This window comes from Bradyrhizobium sp. AZCC 2262 (assembly GCF_036924535.1).
In the GTDB taxonomy this organism is placed as follows: Bacteria; Pseudomonadota; Alphaproteobacteria; order Rhizobiales; family Xanthobacteraceae; genus Bradyrhizobium.
This window is the reverse complement of the sequence record NZ_JAZHRT010000001.1, coordinates 3,351,447-3,370,285: the sequence shown is the minus strand read 5'-3', so window position 1 is coordinate 3,370,285 and position 18,839 is coordinate 3,351,447. Positions and strand designations below refer to the sequence as shown.

Here is an 18,839-nt window from a genome sequence, read left to right as displayed (position 1 = left end):
GGATCCTCACGCCGCTTCGCTGTGCTGTTGGCCGGCCGCAGATCGCGAGGCCACCGCATCTTCCAACCGGCAGCGAATCCAATCAGATACGCCGCGACGTTCACGGGCGGCTGCTTCGCGGATTTTCTCCTCGAGATCGGGCTTGATGCGCGCGCCAATCATTTTCGTGTTCGACATTGTAACTAGTCCTCCTTCGTCGGATGACTGACAGCGGACACTGTTTGCGCGTCTCCATCAACGCACCGCAGTGCTTTACGCCTCACCCCGGGCCGCTTCCTGGGCTTCCAGCGGCCTTCCATCCGTTCCGCCATGTCCGGGTCTTCTACGATGACGACCAATGCGACCCGCAACGCCAACGCATCTAGGACCGCCTTCAGCGACATCTCGCCAAAGCCTCGGATCGGCGGATCGGCGAGCAATTTGGCGCTATATCCCGGCTGGACCCCGCTGATGAAATCCAGCACCTCGTGCGACAGGTTGATCGAGTCCTGCCGATCGCGCACGACCTGCAACAACTCTTCCCGAGAAGTTATCAGGCGCGGTTTCATGTCAGCGGATGTTCGACGGTGTTTGCGGATGATGGACAAGAATTCTTAGAAATCGCCGCGAAATTTTGAGAGCACATGAATTTCGGAATCGATCGCCATTTTTCCTGCCACCCCACTCCCGCCGGGTCTTTTCCCAGGGCAATATGACCATCTGCCTCGCGCGCGCGCGCATTCCAAACGTCTAGAGTTGCGTTGCTGCGCCCATAAAGCCCTTCCCCGAATTCGCAAACCGGTGCCGAGATGTGGTCAATCGGTTGATCTTGCACGCGATCGTTGATCGGTGCCGATGTCTTGGACCCAACCATGGACCCAGTCGTAACCGTTAGTAACGAGGTAACCTCTCGACCAGGGGGATGCATAATGCACGAGCAAACGGCGTTGGCCTCGCTGTTACTGCATGCATGCCGATAACGAGGTCCTTTTCGCTTCGTGCGACTGCCTATCCCGTGGGGCAAGCGTGCAGCACGCGTGCAGGCGTGCAGCTTGCCTATGGGTAGGCAGAGGAGTGGGCTACACGGGTAGCTGCACGTAGCTACACCCGAGCAACACGGTAGCTGCACGGTGTAAATCATAGTTTCACCGCCAGTCGGGAGGCGGGTCGCGAAGGGCGGCCGTAGTTCTCGATGTGGACCTTGTCGGCGCTGAATAGGCGGGCCATGGCGTCCTTCAGATCAGCCTTTCGGAAAGCGTGCCGCTTGGCGTCCGGGTCGTCGGCGAATGCCGTGGGGGCATAGTTGGGTGCCGTTGGCGTCGCGCTGACGTTGCGGCCCTGGCCGGTGAAGCGACGCAGCAGGTCGAGGAATACCTCTTCGGCCTTGGTTTCGCGCGCCAGTTTGTCGAGGCTGGAGGCGCCGCCCTCCGGCAGGAAGAGACCGCGCTGATAGCGCAGCACCATGGTTTCACCGCGGGGGCCGTACTGGTTTTTCTTGAACTCAAGTTCCCGCAGGTCGTTGTCCGGTTGCTCGCCATCTTCGCTCTTGGCCGCCTTGAGGTATTGCCGGAAGCGGAAGGCGCCGTGCCAAGCCGTTGAGCCGGACAAGCCGGATCCCGAATTGATGCCCTGAAGGCTGGGATGGCTGAGGACGGTCACCGAACCGTTTGCGATCTTGGCAAGGGCCTGCATGTGCATCGCGAAGGCGTAGACTTGGACGCGGTCGATCTCATTCCCAGAGAAGGCGCGCGACAGCGTGTCGATCGAGATGTTCTTGGGCTTGATGTCGCCGGCCGCCTCAAAGAGTTGCCGATAGAGGCCAGTTACCTCCACCTTGCCGCCCTTGGTGGCAGCGCACAGCGTGGCGTCTTGCCCGAGCAGCGGGAGCACATGCAGGCCGCCCGTGATCAGGTCCTTGAACGTGACGCTGTAGTGCTTGGCGATGGCCGCAATGCGGATGTGGATTTCGTCCTGGTCGTCCTCGGCGCCGAGGTAGAACGCGGGTCCCGGCTCGGGAAGCGTGCCCAGCCAGTCCTTCGCGGTAACATGGGCAACATTCTTCATGAGCTCGATAATGCTCTTGCCGGTGCCGCCCTCCCCGGAAAACAAGCCGGCCTGCTTCAGCGGCACCCGGTCCTTGATCGCCCACTGGCGCTCTGGGATAGGCCTACCGTCCCATTCGGACATGTCGAGCCACGGCAGATTCACCGCGGTCTTCGTTTCTTCCAAGAACGGGGCTTCATCGGCGCCGTCAACCGCTGGCGTGGCTCCGTAAGCCTCGAACGAGTCGACCGGTGGCGGCTCGTCCGCTGGACCGTCGGGCACGCGGGCGAAGCCAAGATCCTCGAACACCTGAAGGGCCATAGCCCGATTGGCCGCGCTCAACATCAGGCAGCCTCCAGTGTATCGAGGAGCGCCGGCGCGTCGTCCGGATGGTTACGTAGCCACGCTGCTAAGCGGTCAGGATCGCCGAGGGCCATCACATAGTTGAACGCGTTGATGGTTGCCTCCGGCGTCTTGTAGGGCCTTCGCGCCGGCCATTCGGGCTGCGGCTCGGGCTTGGGCGGCAACTCACCCGTCCACCTCCACGAGTCCCTGGGGTCATTCAATTCCCACTGCATCACCAATTGCCGAGCGTAGTCGGACGGTAGCTCGACGGCCGGCGCGAAGGCTTCCGACATCAAGCGCTGACATTCGTCCTGGCCGAGTTCGTCGACATAGCCAGCGCATTCGGCGAGCAGTTGCAGATTGTCGACCGCGGTCTGGATGTTGACCCATCCCTCGTCGACGAACCAGCGCTGGTAACCGCAGCACTCTGCGAATTCGGTTGCGGCATCCATCATTCGGCGCTGTCCTTGTCGATCAGGCCGAGTTCTTCTGCCTTTGCAACGGCCCTGCCGAGCGCCTTGTGCAGGTCGCGCAGCCGCCGCACGCTCACGGCGATGCCCTTCGTCGACGGCTTCAGGCAACCGTCGCGATCCATCACGTGCTTGCGGAGGTCGACGAGGTTGCTGCCGTTGAAGGTCTGCAAATTCACGACGAGGGCATCGTGCCTTCGATTGATCCAGTCTTTGAAGACTTCAACCGGTTCGGCGAGTTGAGGGCGTTTCCCCATGACGCTCTCCTCAGGCCGCGGTGAGCATGCGCTCGATAACGGCGCGCGGGATCACAATGCGACGGCCAATCCGGATTGAACCGATTTCACCCTTAGCCACGGCTGCGTAGGCGCCGGCACGGGAAATCGGGAAGATTTCCGGCAATTCATCGACAGAGAACGTCGCACGCCCGTCAAACTTGGGGGGAAGAAGAACCGGTGAGTTGTCCATGACATCCGCCTTTTTGGGATTGCTCGGTCATGGTCTATTTGGTAGTTTGTGATTTGAATATCGTTTTATTGTGGGATTTTGGTATGCAAAAAGCCAAACGAGGACGACCCCCCATCGCCGCTGAGACCGAGCAAGTCGCCGTCCGGTTGCCCAAAGCGTGGATCAAAGTGATGCAGCCGCATCTTTCCCAGAACATTCGCGATCGCTTGTATCGGTCGCTTTTCGAAGAGCAGATTGACCAGCAGCGCGATCAACATCTCGTCAGGCTAAGTGGTCAAATCGAGGAGCTTGCACGGCGCGTCCGGAGAGCAACTCGGGCGGACTGGCATTCAGATCGTCTTTCCCATCAGGTTTTCCTGGAGACGCTGCGCTTGCTGTTCGAGGCTCAGCCCGCGCCAACGGCTGAGGCCTCCACTCTGAAATCAGATCCCAATCAGGCCGCTGAAGTGATTTTCAACAGCTACGTCGAAGAGGTTCGCGAGTACGAGCAGGGAAAAACCGGAGGGAAGCAATGACCAAGCGAGGACATGGCGAAGGTGGCATTGATGAGCGCGGCGAGAACGTGTTTCGGCTCCGCTACCGTGTTGCCGGCAAGCGTCACACAAAAACGTTCCGCGGCACCCTCACCGAGGCGCGCAAGGAATTGCGCAAGCTCGTGCGCGCTGGCGATGCGGGCCAGCATGTCGAGCCAGACAAGATCACCGTCGGCGAGTGGATCTTGAGTTGGCTGGACGCCGGTGCGCCAGGCCGCAAGAAGGCGAAGGTTGGTGAGCGAACGCTGGAACGTTATAGCGAGCTGCTCCGCACCCATGTTATCCCCAAGCTGAGCGCCCGGCCGCTGCAGCAGCTTCGATCGGGCGAGATCGACCAACTCTACCTTGACATGGAAAAGCAGCAGGATGGCCCTTCACCGCGGACGCAGCACCACGTGCATATCGTCCTGGGCGCCTGCATGGCGACGGCCTTCCGAACCAAGCTGATCGTCGCCAACCCGATGGACTCGCTGAAGCAGATCCCGTCGGTCCGCGAACTCGACGAGGATGATGACGCTGATCTGATCGGCGAAGGGCTCAGCGAGGCCGACTTGGCGAAATTGATTGCCGGCTTCTCGGCCTCGTCCCTCTATCCCGTGATCGCCCTGGCTGCCGCCACCGGCGCGCGCCGGAACGAGCTGTTGGCGCTGCGCTGGGTCGACCTTGATGTCGAGAAGAAAACGCTTCGGATCGAGTGGACACTCGAGCAAACGAAGAAGCATGGTGTCCGGCGGAAGCGCCCCAAGACGGCCCGCGGCCGCCGCACGGTCGATCTGGACGACACCACGCTCGCGCTACTGCTCGCCGAGAAGAATCGCCACCTGCGCATCGTGGCCGGCGTTCCCGACGGCGCCGACATCATACCGGCACTGGTGCGGCTGCCGGAGGGCGCGCTGATGTTCCCGGCCGTCCCCTCGCCCGGCTCAGATTATTCATTCACGGCGTGGCGTAACCCTCGGAACTTCTCCAAGGAATTCGCTCGCCGGGCCGGCGTGATCGGCTTTGGCAGCACACGCTTCCATGATCTGCGGGGAATTCATGCGACGGCCTTGCTCGACGCCGGCATTCCAGTGCATACCGTGGCGCAGCGCATCGGCGACGATCCGGCGGTGCTGTTGAGAAACTACACGAAGCGTAGACGGACGAAGCAGGCCAACGACGCCCTCGCCGCGGCCATCAGCGCACTCGCGTCAGGTTTTCTCGGTTCGTGACGTGTTGGGTCCAACCTGGGTCCATGTTCGCATTGCGTTCGGCACCATCGCCGGCTAAGTGCTTGATTTCGCGGTAACGGAAGGGTGGCCGAGTGGTTTAAGGCTCCGGTCTTGAAAACCGGCGTGCCCGCAAGGGTACCGTGGGTTCGAATCCCACCCCTTCCGCCAAAACATTAGTTAAAGCACTGATTTTGCTTGATATTGTCGTGAGACGATTAAGCCTGCATCAATCGAACGCGCGCACCGATTGGGACGATACGGACAGCGCTGGATTGTTCGTTCTCGTGTTCGCGGTCGCAATTATTTTTTTGTCACAGCCGAGCCGGCCCGGTTGGTCCGCCGAGTCATTGCGCTTTGCCTATCTCGCATTTTGTGTGTGGGTATCCTTGCGAATGTGGACGCACATTGAAAAGCCGATGATCGCTTTGGGGCGCCGACTTGCCGCAGCTCGGCCATACCAAACCGCCGATCGCAGCGCGGCCGGTTGAACCAGATTTGCAAACGCAAAAGCGACGTCCGCTGCATCCGTGGAGAATGGCGTCTCGATTGACTCAAAGCCCCAGCCTGACATTGCAGATGTCGTGTTCGACCGGGTCCAACTTCACCTCGAAGCCGAGGCTTCGGCACATCGCGAGCATCACCGTGTTCTCGGCCAGAACGTCACCGGAGATGGCTTTCAACCCTTCCGATTTCGCGTATTCGATGATCATCTGCATCAGGGTCCAGCCGAGCCCCCTGCCCTTGAGGTCTGATCGCAGCAGGATCGCATATTCGCCGCTCTCATAGATCGAGTCCGAATGAATCCTGACCACGCCGACCAGTTCGCTGGTCGCCTCGTCGAATGCGACAAAGGCCATCGCCCTGGCATAATCGAGCTGGGTCAGGCGGGCGATGAATTCGTGGGAAAACTCCTTCATCGGGGCGAAGAACCGCAGCCGCAGATCCTGCATCGTGACGTGCTTCAGCATCTCGTGGATCAGCGGCTCGTCCTCGGGCCGGATCGGACGAACGTATACGCGCCAGCCGTCCTTGACCTCGATGTGACGCTGCCATTGCGAGGGATAAGGCCGCACGGCGAAATTCGCCGGGCCCGAACCGCGAAACTTCCGCGCCACGCGCCCGATCACGACGCGGGCGTCGACAGCGAGCACGCCGGCTTCATCGGCCAGCAACGGGTTGATATCGAGCCCGCGGATTTCGGGAATGTCGGCTGCCATCTGCGCCAGTTTGACCAGAACCATCGCGACGGCGTCTTCCTTCACCGCCGGAACGTCGCGATAGGCGCGGAGCAGCCGCGAGACGCGGGTGTGCTCGATCAGGCTGCGCGCCAGTTGCAGATCGAGCGGCGGCAATGCCAGCGCCTTGTCGTTGATGATCTCGACCGCCGTTCCGCCGCGGCCGAACACGACGACGGTGCCGAAGGTCGGATCGTCGGCGAGGCCGAGAATGAGCTCGCGCGCCTTCGCCCGCACCACCATCGCCTGCACCATCACGCCCGAAATCCGCGCCTCCGGCCGTAACGTTTCTGCGCGCGCGAGAATCTCGGCGGTTGCCTTGCGCACCGCGTCGGCGCTGGTGAGATTGAGCACGACGCCGCCGACATCGGATTTGTGCACGATGTCGCGCGACATGATCTTAAGCACGACCGTCGAACCCTGCGCAAACAGTGCATTGGCACGGGCGACCGCCTCTTCGGCATCGGCGGCGGCGAAGGTCGGCACAACGGCGATCTCATAGGCATCGAGCAGCCGTTTGACTTCGATCGGATCGAGCCAAGAGCGGCCATCGGCCAGCGCCGCGGTAACGATCTGCCGCGCCGTGTCCGTATCGGGCGCAAACTCGCTTGGCATCGCCGGCGGAACCTGCGCCAGCGCCTCCACCACCTCGCGATGGCGCACCAGATGCATAAAGCCGAGGACGGCGTCGCCGCCGGTCTGATAGTTCGGGATTCCCGCCCCGCTCAGCAAGTCGCTGATCGACTGGTCCGCCCCGACCCAGACCCCCAGCACGGGCTTTTGCAACATCCGGCGCTCGGCGCGATATTTCCCGACCACGCCGATCACGGCCGCTGCAATGTCATCGGCACGGGCGATCGCCGTCTGGACATTCATCGCCAGCACGGCGTCATTGCTCGCGTCGGCCAGCAACGCTTCGAGGGCCGCGGCGTAGCGCGCGGGATCGGCGTCGCCAACGATATCGACCGGGTTCGATTTCGACCATGTCGGAGGCAACACCGCATCGAGCTTCTCGCGGGCCGCAGTGGAGATGTCGGCGGGAGTGCCGCCCAACTCGACCAGCCGGTCAACCGCCAGTACGCCGATGCCGCCGCCATTGGTCAGGATCGCCAGCCGCTTTCCGGGCGGCGATTTGACCCGTCCCAGCGTCTCGGCGCAGTCGAACAATTCGCGCAAGTCCGACACGCGCAGGATGCCGGCGCGCTGAAACGCCGCGTCGTAGACGGCGTCAGCCCCGGCCAGCGCGCCGGTATGGGTTGCAGCCGCCCGCGCGCCCTGCGCCATCCGGCCTGACTTGACGACCACGACGGGCTTGATCCTGGCGGCGGCGCGCGCCGCCGACATGAACTTGCGGGCATCCTTGATCGCCTCGATGTAAAGCAGGATGGCATGGGTTCTTTCATCGAGCGCGAAGTAATCGAGCAGGTCGGCGATATCGACATCGAGCTGGTCGCCGATCGAAACAATGCCGGAAAAGCCGACGGCCCGCTGGGCCGCCCAGTCCACCATGCCCGCGGCAATGGCGCCGGACTGCGAGATCAGCGCCAGATTTCCCGCGGCGGGCATGTGTGCGGAAAAGCTCGCGTTGAGACTGACGCCCGGCATCATGATGCCCAGGCAATTCGGGCCGATCAGCCGCATGCCGTATTTTTGCGCGGCGCGCTCCGCTTCATCCGCCGGCGAACCCGGACCATGGCCGAGCCCGGCGCTGACAATGACGGCGCCCGCCGCACCGCGGCGGCCCGCCTCATCGATCAGGCCTGCGATGGTGCGGGCCGGCGCGGTGAGGACAACGAGTTCCGGCGCAAAAGCCAGTTTTGCGATGCTGCCGACGGTCGCGACGCCGTCGATCTCGTGATAGCGCGGATTGACGAGGCCGAATTCGCCCTTGAATCGGGTTTTGCGAATATTGTTGAGAATGGCGCGGCCGACCGAGCCATGGCGCGGACTGGCCCCGACCAGCGCGACGGAATGCGGCGAAAGCAAATTCTTCAGGCGATAGGTGGACATCGTTCTCCGGTACGCAGGTCGCGGCCTTCTGTGAGCCCCCAGGCAGTTGTTCAGCGCAACGTGACCCCTGCGCGACAGGTTAGCGTCGGAACGGTCCCCGCGCGTGAGAAATCGTGCCCCGGCCGGGGAACTCGTCGGGATCAGTGACGAATGTAATCGCCTGACTATTTGGCCGATCAGTTCGGAACGCGGCCACTGATCAGGTTCGACGTGGCCGCGATCACCCGCTCGCCATGCCTGAACAGCCGTTCGGTGTCGCGGCGCAAAAAGTCGAGCTGATGCTGGCCGCATTCCTGGCACATCGCCCTGATGTCCCTGACGGATTGCGCGCCGGCCATCTTCGTGACGAACTCCGTGAACAGATGCGTTTCGGTCCGCGTACGCTCCAGCATCTCATCGCCGAAGAACACCAGTTCCTCGAGCATCATCTTCTGCGCGCCAAGCATGAACTCCAGCGCGCTTTGGTTCAGTTTGGTGGCTTCCGCTTCTGCATTCGCGGCTGTTGGAAAGGAACCGGAAGCAGCCCGCTCAGACAGCTCTGACATGACAATCTCCGATTTCCGAGTTTCCGCCGAAAGGATATCGACCGGCGTCGGGCCGAACATTGAGGTGCATCAAACTGGCGTCATTGCGACCGCAGCCGCAGCCAAAGAACTGCAGCGCAAGGAACTCCCCGGGACGAAAGGTCACATCCCCTGCGCACCCGCGATCAGTGCGACATCAGCACCGGCACGGTCATGCTGTCGAACATGCTGCGCGTGACACCGCCCAGAATGCGCTCCTGCAATCGCGAATGGCCGTATCCCCCCATCACCAGGAGGCCCATATTGCTTTCCGCCGCGACTGACAAAATGGCGCCCTGAATCTTGCTGCGATCCGTCGTCAGCCGCTGCACCCGGGCTGCAATGCCGCGCCGGCCCAGATGCGCGACGAGTTGGTCGGAGGAAGCTTCACTCGCCTCCTCATTGGCCGCGATCACGGTCACGGCCTTCGCGCCCATCAGAAACGGTATCGCATCGCGCAACGCGCGAGCCGCAAGGCGGCTGCCGTCCCAGGCGATGCCGACATGGTTGGCGTCGAGCGGTCCTTTCTGGATATAGGGAACCATCAGCATCGGCCCACCGGAATTGAACAGGATGTGCTGCGGGACCTCATTGTCGTAGCTCGCCCTCGAGGATTCCGGCTGCAGCACGATCGTCATGTCATATAGCCGGGCAAGCGCGCTGATGGTCTGCCCGGCCTCGGCGGGGATTGCCGCGAAGATCCTGGTGCCGTAGGCGATTTTGGCGAGCTTGGCCTCGATCTCGAACACGGCGATCGCGGCGCTCGCGCTCCTTTGCGCGCGCTCCTGTTCGGCGCCCATCACGGCGGCAACGCCGGCGCCGGCACCCTCGACAAGCATCCCGGCGGCGCTCATCGATTCATAGCCGATGGCTATGGCATCGAGATGCGACCGGCGCGCAATGGTCAGCGCGACAGCGACGTCAATTACCGGCTTGGCCGGACGCTCGGAGGGAATATGAACCAGAATGTTCCTGAACATCGCCATTCTCCCAAATGTTCGAGGGGATTTGCTGCCGGCTTGCTCCCGGCGAAGGTAACCGACGGACGGCTGGCCGAAATTGAGGCATGTCAAACTCGGACAATGCCGGGCGGCTGCGTAAGCAAACGGCGACGTCAGCAGGCTCGGGCGTGCTTGAGGTCACGATGAGCCGCGATGGCGCCGTCGAGCAGCTTTTCCCTTCGATGGCGATAGCCCGGCGGATGCTTCCTATCGCGCTTGCCATTTTCGACCTGTGGCGGTCCGCTGGCAAGACCGGCGAAGCGCTCGATATCGCGCATGTCGCCCAATGCACGCTGCAATCGCTTTGCCGGCCGGTGCAGGCGATGGAATTCGCCCAGGCTCCGCAGCGAGACGGTTTCCCTCAGGGCTTCCAGCATGTAGCGGAAGCGTTTGGCCTTGATCCGTAGCCCGTGACGGCGTGATGCACCCAAAGTCTTCAGGCGCCTGCCCTTGCGCACCAACCGCCTGTGCCACCGGCTGAGTTCGCCCGCGCAATAGGCTCGCAGAGCCTCCGCATCCTTGCGCCGCTTGTAGCGCTCCAGCCACAGTCCTTGCCTGATCCAGCCCGTCATTGCCGTGATCAGGCATTGCGTACGAACGGAGCGCAGGCATCGCACCAGGCGGCGGTGGTCCCGTATCTGGCGCTGATCGAGGCGCTCACCGATCATGCGCTGCGACCATGCGAGGTATCGCTTGCGGCGCGCGTATTCCACAACGACATCGCTGTCACGCGCGGGGCCGAGCGAGCCATTCAGCCAGGCGATTTCCTGCTTCAGGCGCCGCCATTCCGCATCGACCACGATCGGCGCGAAGAACGCCACGGCGGCACGCAACCGCGTGATCGCGACCCGGATCTGGTGCACGGCCTCGGCATCGCCCGCGCACGCGCTGCTGTGATGGGCCTTGATAGCCGCGACGCAATCGAGCGCCATCTTCTGGAATGCGGCGGCACAATCAAGGCCCGCCACTTCGGCGGCCTTGCGCCGGCTGGAGGTTCTGGCTGGACTTGCGCTCATCGTCAGGACTCGCCCGGCCTCAAGCAACGAAACACGGGCGCCACGCAGCGACTGTTCCGATGTCCACAAGGCATCGATCATATGCAGTTTACCGCGCCGATCGCGAAAGTCTCTTCTGCAGACGCGACATATCGTGTCGCATCGGCCATTCTGCCACTTCTTGATGGCACGGAACAGAAGATCGCCCAATGCGTGCCGATCTGCTATAGACGCAACCTAACCGAGCGTGCTCTCGGCCAACGCGCGCATGATGTCCTCCTGCGCAACGCCGACGATGTCATCGCCTTCTCGCACCGGATAGCCCACCGCCTGACCGGCGATATGCCGCCGCGACATCGGCGACTATCTCGGCCTGACACTGGAAACCGCTTCACAGGCGCTTTCACAGCTTAGCGACCGGGGTATCCTGGTGTTTTCGAGCGCTCGTCAAATTGTGTTGCATGACCGCCAGCGGCTGGCAGACATGGACGCATGAGAGTAAGCTCGGTGAAAAGAATATCGGAAGGACGGGAGGGCTAGATGAATAATTATCGCGTCTCCTTCTACAAGGACCTCTGTAACTCCGACGGCCACAGCTTCAAGTGCCTGCAACGCCAGATCGAGGTGCAATCGGTCGGCCCCTCCCAGGCGCTGGTGTTGGCGGAGCGGTTGGTCGACAACGCACGCCTGAATGCCGATTGCGTCGAGGTCACGCACCTGGCGGGCCATCCCGAGTTCGAACATCCCGCGTGCTACACGCCCGCCCCCGGCAAGCACGCATGGAACCGCGTCGCGTGATCAACTGACGACGTGAATCGAAGCCTGAGGCGTCGTGCACCTGCGCGGTCGCCTGTTCGGCCGCGCTCATTCTCGGCTCCGGTCGATGCCGACGACCTATCGATTGGATATTGCTTCCATTTCGCGGACGGCTTCGAAGCCGTGCGAAGCCGCCTGCAGCGCCTCGTCGATATCGGCTGGGCGATGCGCCAAGGACAGGAACATATTGTGCTGGGGGTGAAAGAACGCGCCGTGGCGTAGCGCGGCCGAGCAGAACGCCCTGCCCTTGCGTACCTCCGGGTCAGCCTCGAACAGCATCAGCGGCATCTGCGGCGGGCCGCTCTGGCGGATCGCGAGGCCATGGTCGTTCGCCAGCGACGCCAGTCCCTCGCGCAACCGCAAGCCCATCGCGCGGATATGCGCAGGTACATCGGTCTCGCGCGCGATCCGCAACGTCGCCCGCGCAGCCGCCATCGCCACCGTGCCGCACCAGAACGACCCGGTGACGAAGACTTTGGTGGCGGCTTCGCGAAAGCGATCGTTGCCGGTAACGGCAGCCAGCGCATAGCCATTGGCGATCGCTTTGCTCCAGGCGCACAGGTCCGGACGCACGCCGAGCGCTTCCCAGCTCCCCCTGACATCGAGGCGGAGGCCGGCCCGCACTTCATCGACAATCAAGGCGGCGTCGGCCGCGTCGCATGCCGCACGCGCGGCCGCCGCGAATTCCTTCGCCGGCAACTCGAGATCGCGTCCCATGTCGTGGCGGAAGGCCGTCACCAGTATCGCCGCGAGATCCTTGCCCGCCTCTTCGACGGCCGCCCGCAGGCTCTGCACGTCGTTGTACTCGAAGTGCAGGAGATGCGCGCGGTCTTCGGCCGTCACCCCGGCAACACTTGGCGAACACCATGGCAGCGCGCCGTGATAGCTGCCGCGCGCGACCAGCACCTTGCGGCGGCCGGTGCCGGCGCGGGCAATTGTCACGCAGCTGGTGGTCGCATCGCTGCCGTTTTTCTGAAACATCGCCCAATCTGCATGCGGCAGCATGGCGACGAGGTCTTCGGCGAGTTCCACCATGACCTCCCCCGGGCCATTGAAGCAATCTCCTTTGGCAGCCTGCGCCTCAGCCGCCGCCTGAACTTCGGGATGCCGATGGCCAAGCACAATCGGGCCCCAGCTGCACATGAAATCGATATATTCGCGCCCATCGACGTCGCGCACGCGGCAACCTTCCGCGGAGGCAAAGAATTGCGGATAGCGTTCCGGGAGCCGCGCCGCGTTGAGATGGCCCCACATGCCGCCTGGAACCACCAACCGCGCCCTTGCGCGCAACATGGCATCCGCGGTGTGCGTTTCGCTCAACAGCGCCGTGTGCTGGCTCATCACGTTCTCTTGTCTGGTTTGCAGGGTTTGCCTTGCGCTTCCTGTCGCCGCCCATGATTGGATCGCCAACAACTCACGGTCAACTCCGATCGCAGTCAGGTTAGGTGGCTTTTGGTTCGCAAAACCAGTAGAATTGGCGGACATGACGGCTTGCCACTTCTCGCCAGTTCGTTTCGGAGTAACCGTTGAACGTTCGTCACTGCATCGCCTTCATCGTCCTCTTCGCTTTCGCATCGCCGGCTTTCCCAGGTTCAGCCATCGCGCAAAGCGCGATCGCCGCAGCGGTCGCCAAACCGGTATCGCTGCCGGACATTGCAATCGGATCTGCGAAGGCGCCGATCACCCTCACCGAATATTCGTCGATGAGTTGCCCGCATTGCGCAGCCTTCGGCCAGAATGTGTTCCCGATGCTGCGGTCGAAATATATCGATACCGGCAAGGTGCGTTTCGTGTTCCGCGAATTTCCGCTCGACATCAAGGCCGCCGCCGCTTCGATACTGGCGCGCTGCATCGGCAACGGCGATTCCGAAAAATACCTCAGCGCGGTCGAGACCCTGTTCAAGCTGCAGGACCGCCTGATGGCGCAAACCAAGGATACGCTGATCTATGTCGGCAAGCAGCACGGAATGAACGAACGGGACGTTGAGACCTGCGAGCAAGACCAGGCACAGTTCGACAAGCTGACCGCCGACCAGCAATACGCCGTTCAGGAATTGAAGGTCACCTCGACGCCGACCTTCTTTCTTAACGGTGTGCGGGTGCAGGGCTCGATGCCGTTCGAGGAGCTGGAAGAGCGGATCAAGCCGCTGTTGAAGAAGTAACGGGCGAGCGGCGCTGCTTTTCTCTTGTCCGGCGCGGCGCAGTCGCCGAAGATGGTGCCAACAAACATATTGGGGGGAATGCCATGGCCGCCGTCTTGCGCGTATTGCTCGCAGCCATGGGGGTGGTGGCCTGGGTCACAGCGTCTACGGCGCAAGGTTATCCGAACAAGCCGGTGCGCGTCGTGGTCGGGTTCCCGGCCGGCGGACCGACCGATGTAATCGCGCGTCTCGTCGCGCAGAAACTCTCCGATAATCTCGGCCATCAGTTCTTTGTTGAAAATATCGGCGGCGCGGGCGGCAACACCGCGGCCGGCCAGGTCGCGCGCGTGACGCCCGACGGCTACACCATCATGGTGATCAGTACCGGCTTCGTCGTAAACCCCAGTCTTTACGCCAAGGTGCCGTACGACCCGATCAAGGACTTCACGCCGGTCACCTTGGTCGCGGTTTCTCCGAATGTCGTCGTGGTCAATCCGCAGGTGCCGGCGAAAACGATACCGGAGCTGGTTCAGCTCATCCGGGACAATCCTGGCAAATACAGCTTTGCCGGTCCCGGTGTCGGTTCGACGCCGCATCTGGGAGGCGAACTGTTCCGGCTGGCTTTCAAGCTCGACCTGGTGCACGTGCCGTTCACGGGCGCCGCGCCGGCGATCCAGGCAACGATCGGCGGGCATACGCCGATCGCCTTCACGGCGCTGCCGCCTGCCCTTTCAGCGGTGCAGAGCGGACAACTGCGGGCGCTTGGTGTCGCCTCAGCCGAGCGCGCCGCCGGGATGCCTGACGTGCCGACCTTCGCCGAACAGGGCATCAAGGATCAGGAGGCCGACACGCTCACCGGCATTGTGGCGCCGGCTGGGACGCCGAAGGAAATCGTAGACCTGCTGTATCGCGAAATAGCCAAGGCCGTCACCCAGCCCGACGTGAAGGAGCGTCTCGCAGGGCTCGGCTTCAAGGCAGTTGCGAATACGCCGGATCAGTTCGGCGCACGCATCAAGCTGGAAATCGAAAAGTGGGGCAAGGTGGTAAGCGATGCGAAGCTGAGGATCGAGTAATCCGGGCAAGCGCCGTCGTCTCCATCCCTGCCGGATTGCGCTCAGCGTCCCTCGTTCGATTGCGGTTATTCCGCGACGTTTATGAAGGTCAGACCGATACGGTTTTTCTGGATCCAGGCGATCCTGCATTCATGCACGACCGAGGAATTCTTTGCCATCACCAGGCGAAAGCGCTGTGGGACGAAGGCGACGTTCTCGACATCGATCGCCGCGCCCTCGTGCGAGATATTTCGAACCACGCAGCGCATCACGGAACCGCCTGACGAAACATAGGCCGGCTCTTCGATCTCCGTTCGTGGATATTTTCGCTTCTCTTCCATCCCGTCCCGTCCCGGATGCTGCCCAAACGGCAACAGCTAACAACAAAACCTTAAATAAGTCGGGCGTGTGCACTGCAGAAACCAGAACAAAGGTGCGGCCTGCAGAATGGTTGCATATGATTTAAGCAGCTCGCGCAATTGTTTTCGCGCTCCGGTTTGTGCGGGGCGGCATGACCTTCTCCATCGCTTCTGCGCAGACGTGCCCCGCGTCTCCCTGGGCTTGTCGTTCGCGGCGGCCACGATACCCTTAGCGGATAGGCGGTGCGCAGGCGCGACGCCCGCTCGGAATGATCAAAACAAACAGGCGCCGGGGGGAACGCCATGTTCGAGATACTCGATCGCCGGACGAGTTTGACCGGCAACCAGATCAAGATCCTTATGGCCGCCATCATCGGCGATGCGCTCGAATTCTTCGATTACTTCCTGATTGGCTTTGTGCTGGCTTTCCTGATTGGACCCTGGAAACTGACCTTCGGGCAATCGGCCTTCGTGCTGATGAGTTCCGGCATCGGCGCTATCATCGGCGCCTATGTCTGGGGCTGGCTCGCCGATCGGATCGGCCGGCGCATGGTGTTCATCGGCACCGTACTGAACTTCTCGATCGCCACCGGCCTGCTGTACTTCACGCCTGACAATGGCTGGATCTATCTTGCCGTCATGCGTTTCTTTGTCGGCACCGGCGTCGGCGGGCTCTATTGCGTCGACCTTCCGCTGGTGCAGGAATTCATGCCCTCTTCCAAGCGCGGTTGGGTCGGCGGTATCGTGACCTGCGTCATCCCGCTTGGCGTCGGACTCGGCGCCGTGATGGGAGCCTTGATGGGCAGCGATCAGTGGCGGCTGTTGTTTGCGATCGGCGTGCTTCCGGCGCTTTTGGTCCTGCTGGTCCGGCTTTGGGTGCCGGAGAGCCCGCGCTGGCTGTGCCGCCAGGGCCGTTACGAGGAAGCGCGCAAGTCGCTGGCTTGGGCGCTGCAGATGGAACCGTCCGCGCTGCCGCTGCCGACCGCGGCCGATGCCGGCCCGATCATCAAAACGAGCTGGTTCGATCTGTTCAAATATCCGCGCAGCCTTCTGGTCTCCTGGCTGGGCAACGCCGGCGCGCAAACCGGCGTCTACGGCATCACGCTCTGGGCGCCGTCGCTGTTCGTGCTGCTGTTGAAGGTGACGCCGCAGGAAGCCGCCAAGATGATGATCCTGCTCAGCGTGTCCGGCTTCATCGGCCGCCTCTCCTTCTCCTATTTCTCGGAGTTGCTCGGACGCCGCACCTCGGGCGGGCTGTTAGGCATCGGCGCGGGCGTCCTCACCATCGTGGCCGGATACAATTACGATGCGACACTGTTCGGCCTGTCGGCGTTCTGGCTGATCCTCGCGGTGACCTTCTTCTTTGCCGATGGCGGCTTTGCCATTGTCGGCCCTTATGCGGCCGAGGTCTGGCCTTCGCATCTGCGAACCACCGGTATGGGTTCGGCCTATGGCTTTGGCGGCATTGGCAAGATCATCGGACCTGTCGGGCTTGCCTTGATCGTGGGCTCCAACAACTACCTCAAGCCTGACGTGCCGCTGACGCAGATTCCGGCAGCCTTCGTCTATCTCGGTTGCTGGTTCCTGATGGCCGGGATCGTGTATTATTTCATCGGCTTCGAAACCAGGGGCAAGTCGATCGAGCAGATCGACCGGGAACTGGCGGACGGGCTGGATCTATCGACAGCGAGAGTTCGGCAGGCATAATCTTGAATACAATGATTGCCACTTCTGCCGATCTGGCGGGCGACCTGACGGTGATCGCCCGCGCCGAAGCCGTTCGCGCCGACGTCGCGGCGGCTTCCGACGACATCGAGAATACGCGCCGGCTGCCGCCGGCGGTGCTCGACAGACTGCACGAGGCGCAGCTGTTCCGTCTGCTATTGCCGCGCTCGGCCAACGGGATCGAGACCGATCCCCTGACCTTCTTCCACGTCATCGAGACCATCGCCAAAGCCGATGCCTCCACCGCGTGGTGCCTTAGCCAGGCCGGCGGCTGCGCGATGTCGGCGGCCTACCTCGACCTGCCGGTGGCGCAGGCGATCTTCGGCGATCCGCGCGCGGTGCTGGCGTGGGGCCCCGGCCCCAAGGTTCGCGCGGTCGAATGCGAGGGCGGCTACAGGGTAACCGGGGTGTGGTCCTTTGCATCCGGTGGCCGACATGCGACCTGGCTGGGAGCGCACTGCCCGATCTACACAGCCGACGGTTCGCCCAAATCCGACGCCAACGGCGCGCCGCTCGAGCGCACCATGCTGGTGCGATCCGAGGACGTCGAATGGACCGACATATGGAACACCGTCGGGTTGCGCGGCACCGCCAGCGATCAGTTCGCGTTGAACGATTTCTTCGTTCGCTCCGATCATTCGATCACCCGGGAGTTCGACCGCGAATGCCGCGAGAACGGTCCGCTCTACCGCATGAGTAACCACACCTGTTACCAGCTGGGCTTTGCCGGCGTCGCCTGCGGGATCGCCCGCACCGCGCTCGACAACTTCGTCGAGACGATGCGCAACAAGGTGCCGCGTGGCGCAAGGCTGTCGTTGCGCGACAATGCCGTGGTTCAGAGCAACCTCGCCCAGGCGGAAGTCAACCTCCGCGCCGCGCGCGGTTACGTGCTGCAGTCGATGGCCGACACCTGGAAGGATCTTAACGCCGGCGCGACCATCACCGTGGCGCAGCGCATGAACATCCGCATGGCCTCGACCAACGCCATTCACAAGGCGCGTGAGGCGGTCGACTTTGCCTACAACGCCGCAGGCGCCACCGCGATCTTCGAGAACCACCCGCTGGAGCGCCGGTTTCGCGACATCCATACCGTGACCCAGCAGCTGCAGGGCCAGCTCAGGCATTTTGAAACCGTCGGCGCCTGGATGATGGGCGTCGATACCGACCTCAGTTTTGTATAGGGGAGAACGACCATGGGACTTGGCGGGTTGCAGCACTACACCATCGAACCATCTGACCTTGAGCGAACCAAGGATTTCTACTGCGACGTGCTGGGTCTGGAAAACGGTGATCGTCCGCCGCTCGATTTCCCCGGTTACTGGCTCTATTCCGGCGGATCAGCCACGGTGCATCTGATGGGCACGCGCAAGCCGCGCGAGGGCATCGTGGTGCGCGGCACCGAGAAGAAGTACGAGGATACCGGCCGGCTTGACCACATTGCCTTTGCAGCGACGGATGTCGAGAGCATGCGCAAGCGTCTGCAGTCGAAAGGCGTCCAATTCCGCGAGAGCATCGTGCCGCGCACCGGCGACACGCAGTTCTTCCTCTACGATCCCGATGGCGTCGGCGTGGAGCTCAACTTTCCGAAAAGCTGAGGCCTCGTGCCGCGGGGAGACCGAGCTCAATTCGGCCGCATCCATGCCGGCCGAATTGGTGTTTTCGGCGCTGCCGCGCCAGGACGCACCTGATGTTGAGGTGCAACACTACCCGTGAAAGAATGAGGTTCCCGACAACGCCGCAAGTCAGCCATCAGTAAGGCGCGAGTCCGTCAGGGTTTCTTCATCATTGCAATGAGATTGGGGAAGCCGCGCCGCTGCGGCAGAGTAGCCGGGTGCCCGCGCCTTTCAACCTACCCCAGGGCATGCGTACCCGGCTATTCGTCCCGGTGGAGCC

Annotated in this window: 22 protein-coding genes, 1 tRNA gene and 1 pseudogene; 11 read left to right on the top strand and 13 right to left on the bottom strand. The window is 62.5% G+C overall.

What is annotated here, in order from left to right; translation table 11 throughout:
• Window positions 1-6: 6 nt before the first annotated feature.
• The 7 genes from V1283_RS15960 to V1283_RS15930 all read right to left on the bottom strand — a co-directional run bounded on the left by V1283_RS15960 (window position 7) and on the right by V1283_RS15930 (window position 3,305).
• Window positions 7-162, bottom strand: coding sequence for a hypothetical protein (locus V1283_RS15960; protein ID WP_334387414.1), 156 nt, complete (start codon window positions 160-162; stop codon window positions 7-9).
• 20 nt (window positions 163-182) lie between these two features.
• Window positions 183-548: a hypothetical protein gene (locus V1283_RS15955; RefSeq protein ID WP_334387413.1), complete on the bottom strand. Its 366-nt coding sequence runs from the start codon at window positions 546-548 to the stop codon at window positions 183-185.
• Window positions 545-853, bottom strand: a complete 309-nt coding sequence (locus V1283_RS15950) for a hypothetical protein (protein ID WP_334387412.1) — start codon at window positions 851-853, stop codon at window positions 545-547. The genes V1283_RS15955 and V1283_RS15950 overlap by 4 nt, the downstream gene beginning before the upstream one ends.
• 263 nt (window positions 854-1,116) lie before the next feature.
• Complete coding sequence (locus V1283_RS15945) at window positions 1,117-2,367, bottom strand: AAA family ATPase (RefSeq protein ID WP_334387411.1); 1,251 nt, start codon at window positions 2,365-2,367, stop codon at window positions 1,117-1,119.
• Window positions 2,367-2,822 carry a hypothetical protein gene (locus tag V1283_RS15940; protein ID WP_334387410.1) on the bottom strand — a complete coding sequence of 152 codons (456 nt, stop codon included), beginning with the start codon at window positions 2,820-2,822 and terminating at the stop codon, window positions 2,367-2,369. The genes V1283_RS15945 and V1283_RS15940 overlap by 1 nt, the downstream gene beginning before the upstream one ends.
• Window positions 2,819-3,094: a transcriptional coactivator p15/PC4 family protein gene (locus V1283_RS15935; RefSeq protein ID WP_334387409.1), complete on the bottom strand. Its 276-nt coding sequence runs from the start codon at window positions 3,092-3,094 to the stop codon at window positions 2,819-2,821. Before V1283_RS15935 ends, V1283_RS15940 begins: the two co-directional genes overlap by 4 nt.
• A gap of 10 nt (window positions 3,095-3,104) precedes the next feature.
• Window positions 3,105-3,305: a helix-turn-helix domain-containing protein gene (locus tag V1283_RS15930; protein ID WP_334387408.1), complete on the bottom strand. Its 201-nt coding sequence runs from the start codon at window positions 3,303-3,305 to the stop codon at window positions 3,105-3,107.
• 29 nt (window positions 3,306-3,334) lie between these two features.
• Between V1283_RS15930 and V1283_RS15925 the strand changes: the two genes are divergently transcribed.
• The 4 genes from V1283_RS15925 to V1283_RS15910 all read left to right on the top strand — a co-directional run bounded on the left by V1283_RS15925 (window position 3,335) and on the right by V1283_RS15910 (window position 5,537).
• Complete coding sequence (locus V1283_RS15925) at window positions 3,335-3,820, top strand: hypothetical protein (RefSeq protein ID WP_334387407.1); 486 nt, start codon at window positions 3,335-3,337, stop codon at window positions 3,818-3,820.
• A complete protein-coding gene (locus V1283_RS15920; RefSeq protein WP_334387406.1) occupies window positions 3,817-5,049 on the top strand; it encodes a tyrosine-type recombinase/integrase in 1,233 nt (410 codons plus the stop codon). Before V1283_RS15925 ends, V1283_RS15920 begins: the two co-directional genes overlap by 4 nt.
• 78 nt (window positions 5,050-5,127) lie before the next feature.
• Window positions 5,128-5,217: transfer RNA gene (locus V1283_RS15915), tRNA-Ser, on the top strand.
• Complete coding sequence (locus tag V1283_RS15910; protein WP_334387405.1) at window positions 5,190-5,537, top strand: hypothetical protein; 348 nt, start codon at window positions 5,190-5,192, stop codon at window positions 5,535-5,537. Before V1283_RS15915 ends, V1283_RS15910 begins: the two co-directional genes overlap by 28 nt.
• Before the next feature lie 63 nt (window positions 5,538-5,600).
• Here the strand turns inward: V1283_RS15910 and V1283_RS15905 are convergent, their stop codons facing one another.
• The 4 genes from V1283_RS15905 to V1283_RS15890 all read right to left on the bottom strand — a co-directional run bounded on the left by V1283_RS15905 (window position 5,601) and on the right by V1283_RS15890 (window position 10,874).
• Window positions 5,601-8,294 carry a bifunctional acetate--CoA ligase family protein/GNAT family N-acetyltransferase gene (locus tag V1283_RS15905; protein WP_334387404.1) on the bottom strand — a complete coding sequence of 898 codons (2,694 nt, stop codon included), beginning with the start codon at window positions 8,292-8,294 and terminating at the stop codon, window positions 5,601-5,603.
• Between the two features lie 176 nt (window positions 8,295-8,470).
• The gene (locus V1283_RS15900) at window positions 8,471-8,839 is read right to left on the bottom strand and encodes a hypothetical protein (RefSeq protein ID WP_334387403.1); all 369 of its coding nucleotides are present in this window, start codon (window positions 8,837-8,839) and stop codon (window positions 8,471-8,473) included.
• Between the two features lie 164 nt (window positions 8,840-9,003).
• Window positions 9,004-9,837: a universal stress protein gene (locus tag V1283_RS15895; protein ID WP_334387402.1), complete on the bottom strand. Its 834-nt coding sequence runs from the start codon at window positions 9,835-9,837 to the stop codon at window positions 9,004-9,006.
• Between the two features lie 134 nt (window positions 9,838-9,971).
• On the bottom strand, window positions 9,972-10,874 hold the full coding sequence (locus tag V1283_RS15890) for a CHAD domain-containing protein (RefSeq protein ID WP_334387401.1): 903 nt from the start codon (window positions 10,872-10,874) through the stop codon (window positions 9,972-9,974).
• A gap of 319 nt (window positions 10,875-11,193) precedes the next feature.
• Between V1283_RS15890 and V1283_RS15885 the strand changes: the two are divergent.
• A pseudogene (locus V1283_RS15885) lies at window positions 11,194-11,349 on the top strand (helix-turn-helix domain-containing protein); the annotation flags it as partial.
• Window positions 11,350-11,393: 44 nt separating this feature from the next.
• Complete coding sequence (locus V1283_RS15880) at window positions 11,394-11,651, top strand: hypothetical protein (protein WP_334387400.1); 258 nt, start codon at window positions 11,394-11,396, stop codon at window positions 11,649-11,651.
• A 96-nt stretch (window positions 11,652-11,747) separates the two neighbouring features.
• Here the strand turns inward: V1283_RS15880 and V1283_RS15875 are convergent, their stop codons facing one another.
• Window positions 11,748-13,010 (bottom strand): aminotransferase class III-fold pyridoxal phosphate-dependent enzyme, encoded by a 1,263-nt coding sequence (locus V1283_RS15875; protein ID WP_334387399.1) that lies wholly within the window; start codon window positions 13,008-13,010, stop codon window positions 11,748-11,750.
• 185 nt (window positions 13,011-13,195) lie between these two features.
• Between V1283_RS15875 and V1283_RS15870 the strand changes: the two genes are divergently transcribed.
• Both V1283_RS15870 and V1283_RS15865 read left to right on the top strand, forming a co-directional pair.
• Window positions 13,196-13,831: a DsbA family protein gene (locus tag V1283_RS15870; RefSeq protein ID WP_334387398.1), complete on the top strand. Its 636-nt coding sequence runs from the start codon at window positions 13,196-13,198 to the stop codon at window positions 13,829-13,831.
• Window positions 13,832-13,914: 83 nt separating this feature from the next.
• Window positions 13,915-14,883, top strand: a complete 969-nt coding sequence (locus tag V1283_RS15865; RefSeq protein WP_334387397.1) for a Bug family tripartite tricarboxylate transporter substrate binding protein — start codon at window positions 13,915-13,917, stop codon at window positions 14,881-14,883.
• Window positions 14,884-14,948: 65 nt separating this feature from the next.
• Here V1283_RS15865 and V1283_RS15860 read toward each other — a convergent pair whose 3' ends face one another.
• Complete coding sequence (locus V1283_RS15860) at window positions 14,949-15,203, bottom strand: PilZ domain-containing protein (RefSeq protein ID WP_334387396.1); 255 nt, start codon at window positions 15,201-15,203, stop codon at window positions 14,949-14,951.
• Between the two features lie 321 nt (window positions 15,204-15,524).
• On the opposite strand from V1283_RS15860, the gene V1283_RS15855 reads away from it, so the two are divergent.
• Genes V1283_RS15855 through V1283_RS15845 form a run of 3 tightly spaced genes read left to right on the top strand, consistent with a single transcriptional unit; the run spans window position 15,525 to window position 18,541 of the window.
• The gene (locus tag V1283_RS15855; RefSeq protein ID WP_334387395.1) at window positions 15,525-16,928 is read left to right on the top strand and encodes an MFS transporter; all 1,404 of its coding nucleotides are present in this window, start codon (window positions 15,525-15,527) and stop codon (window positions 16,926-16,928) included.
• 11 nt (window positions 16,929-16,939) lie between these two features.
• Entirely contained in the window at window positions 16,940-18,127 is a 1,188-nt protein-coding gene (locus V1283_RS15850) for an acyl-CoA dehydrogenase family protein (RefSeq protein WP_334393081.1), read from the top strand.
• A gap of 12 nt (window positions 18,128-18,139) precedes the next feature.
• Window positions 18,140-18,541, top strand: a complete 402-nt coding sequence (locus V1283_RS15845; protein ID WP_334387394.1) for a VOC family protein — start codon at window positions 18,140-18,142, stop codon at window positions 18,539-18,541.
• Window positions 18,542-18,839 lie beyond the last annotated feature (298 nt).

Coding starts and splice junctions, on each gene's coding strand:
- V1283_RS15895 (WP_334387402.1), bottom strand. CDS start 9,837: ATGTTCAGGAACATTCTGGTTCATATTCCCTCCGAGCGTCCGGCCAAG.
- V1283_RS15845 (WP_334387394.1), top strand. CDS start 18,140: ATGGGACTTGGCGGGTTGCAGCACTACACCATCGAACCATCTGACCTT.
- V1283_RS15955 (WP_334387413.1), bottom strand. CDS start 548: ATGAAACCGCGCCTGATAACTTCTCGGGAAGAGTTGTTGCAGGTCGTG.
- V1283_RS15945 (WP_334387411.1), bottom strand. CDS start 2,367: ATGTTGAGCGCGGCCAATCGGGCTATGGCCCTTCAGGTGTTCGAGGAT.
- V1283_RS15925 (WP_334387407.1), top strand. CDS start 3,335: ATGGTCTATTTGGTAGTTTGTGATTTGAATATCGTTTTATTGTGGGAT.
- V1283_RS15900 (WP_334387403.1), bottom strand. CDS start 8,839: ATGTCAGAGCTGTCTGAGCGGGCTGCTTCCGGTTCCTTTCCAACAGCC.
- V1283_RS15960 (WP_334387414.1), bottom strand. CDS start 162: ATGATTGGCGCGCGCATCAAGCCCGATCTCGAGGAGAAAATCCGCGAA.
- V1283_RS15935 (WP_334387409.1), bottom strand. CDS start 3,094: ATGGGGAAACGCCCTCAACTCGCCGAACCGGTTGAAGTCTTCAAAGAC.
- V1283_RS15905 (WP_334387404.1), bottom strand. CDS start 8,294: ATGTCCACCTATCGCCTGAAGAATTTGCTTTCGCCGCATTCCGTCGCG.
- V1283_RS15920 (WP_334387406.1), top strand. CDS start 3,817: ATGACCAAGCGAGGACATGGCGAAGGTGGCATTGATGAGCGCGGCGAG.
- V1283_RS15850 (WP_334393081.1), top strand. CDS start 16,940: ATGATTGCCACTTCTGCCGATCTGGCGGGCGACCTGACGGTGATCGCC.
- V1283_RS15950 (WP_334387412.1), bottom strand. CDS start 853: ATGGTTGGGTCCAAGACATCGGCACCGATCAACGATCGCGTGCAAGAT.
- V1283_RS15875 (WP_334387399.1), bottom strand. CDS start 13,010: ATGAGCCAGCACACGGCGCTGTTGAGCGAAACGCACACCGCGGATGCC.
- V1283_RS15860 (WP_334387396.1), bottom strand. CDS start 15,203: ATGGAAGAGAAGCGAAAATATCCACGAACGGAGATCGAAGAGCCGGCC.
- V1283_RS15940 (WP_334387410.1), bottom strand. CDS start 2,822: ATGATGGATGCCGCAACCGAATTCGCAGAGTGCTGCGGTTACCAGCGC.
- V1283_RS15880 (WP_334387400.1), top strand. CDS start 11,394: ATGAATAATTATCGCGTCTCCTTCTACAAGGACCTCTGTAACTCCGAC.
- V1283_RS15855 (WP_334387395.1), top strand. CDS start 15,525: ATGTTCGAGATACTCGATCGCCGGACGAGTTTGACCGGCAACCAGATC.
- V1283_RS15930 (WP_334387408.1), bottom strand. CDS start 3,305: ATGGACAACTCACCGGTTCTTCTTCCCCCCAAGTTTGACGGGCGTGCG.
- V1283_RS15865 (WP_334387397.1), top strand. CDS start 13,915: ATGGCCGCCGTCTTGCGCGTATTGCTCGCAGCCATGGGGGTGGTGGCC.
- V1283_RS15890 (WP_334387401.1), bottom strand. CDS start 10,874: ATGAGCGCAAGTCCAGCCAGAACCTCCAGCCGGCGCAAGGCCGCCGAA.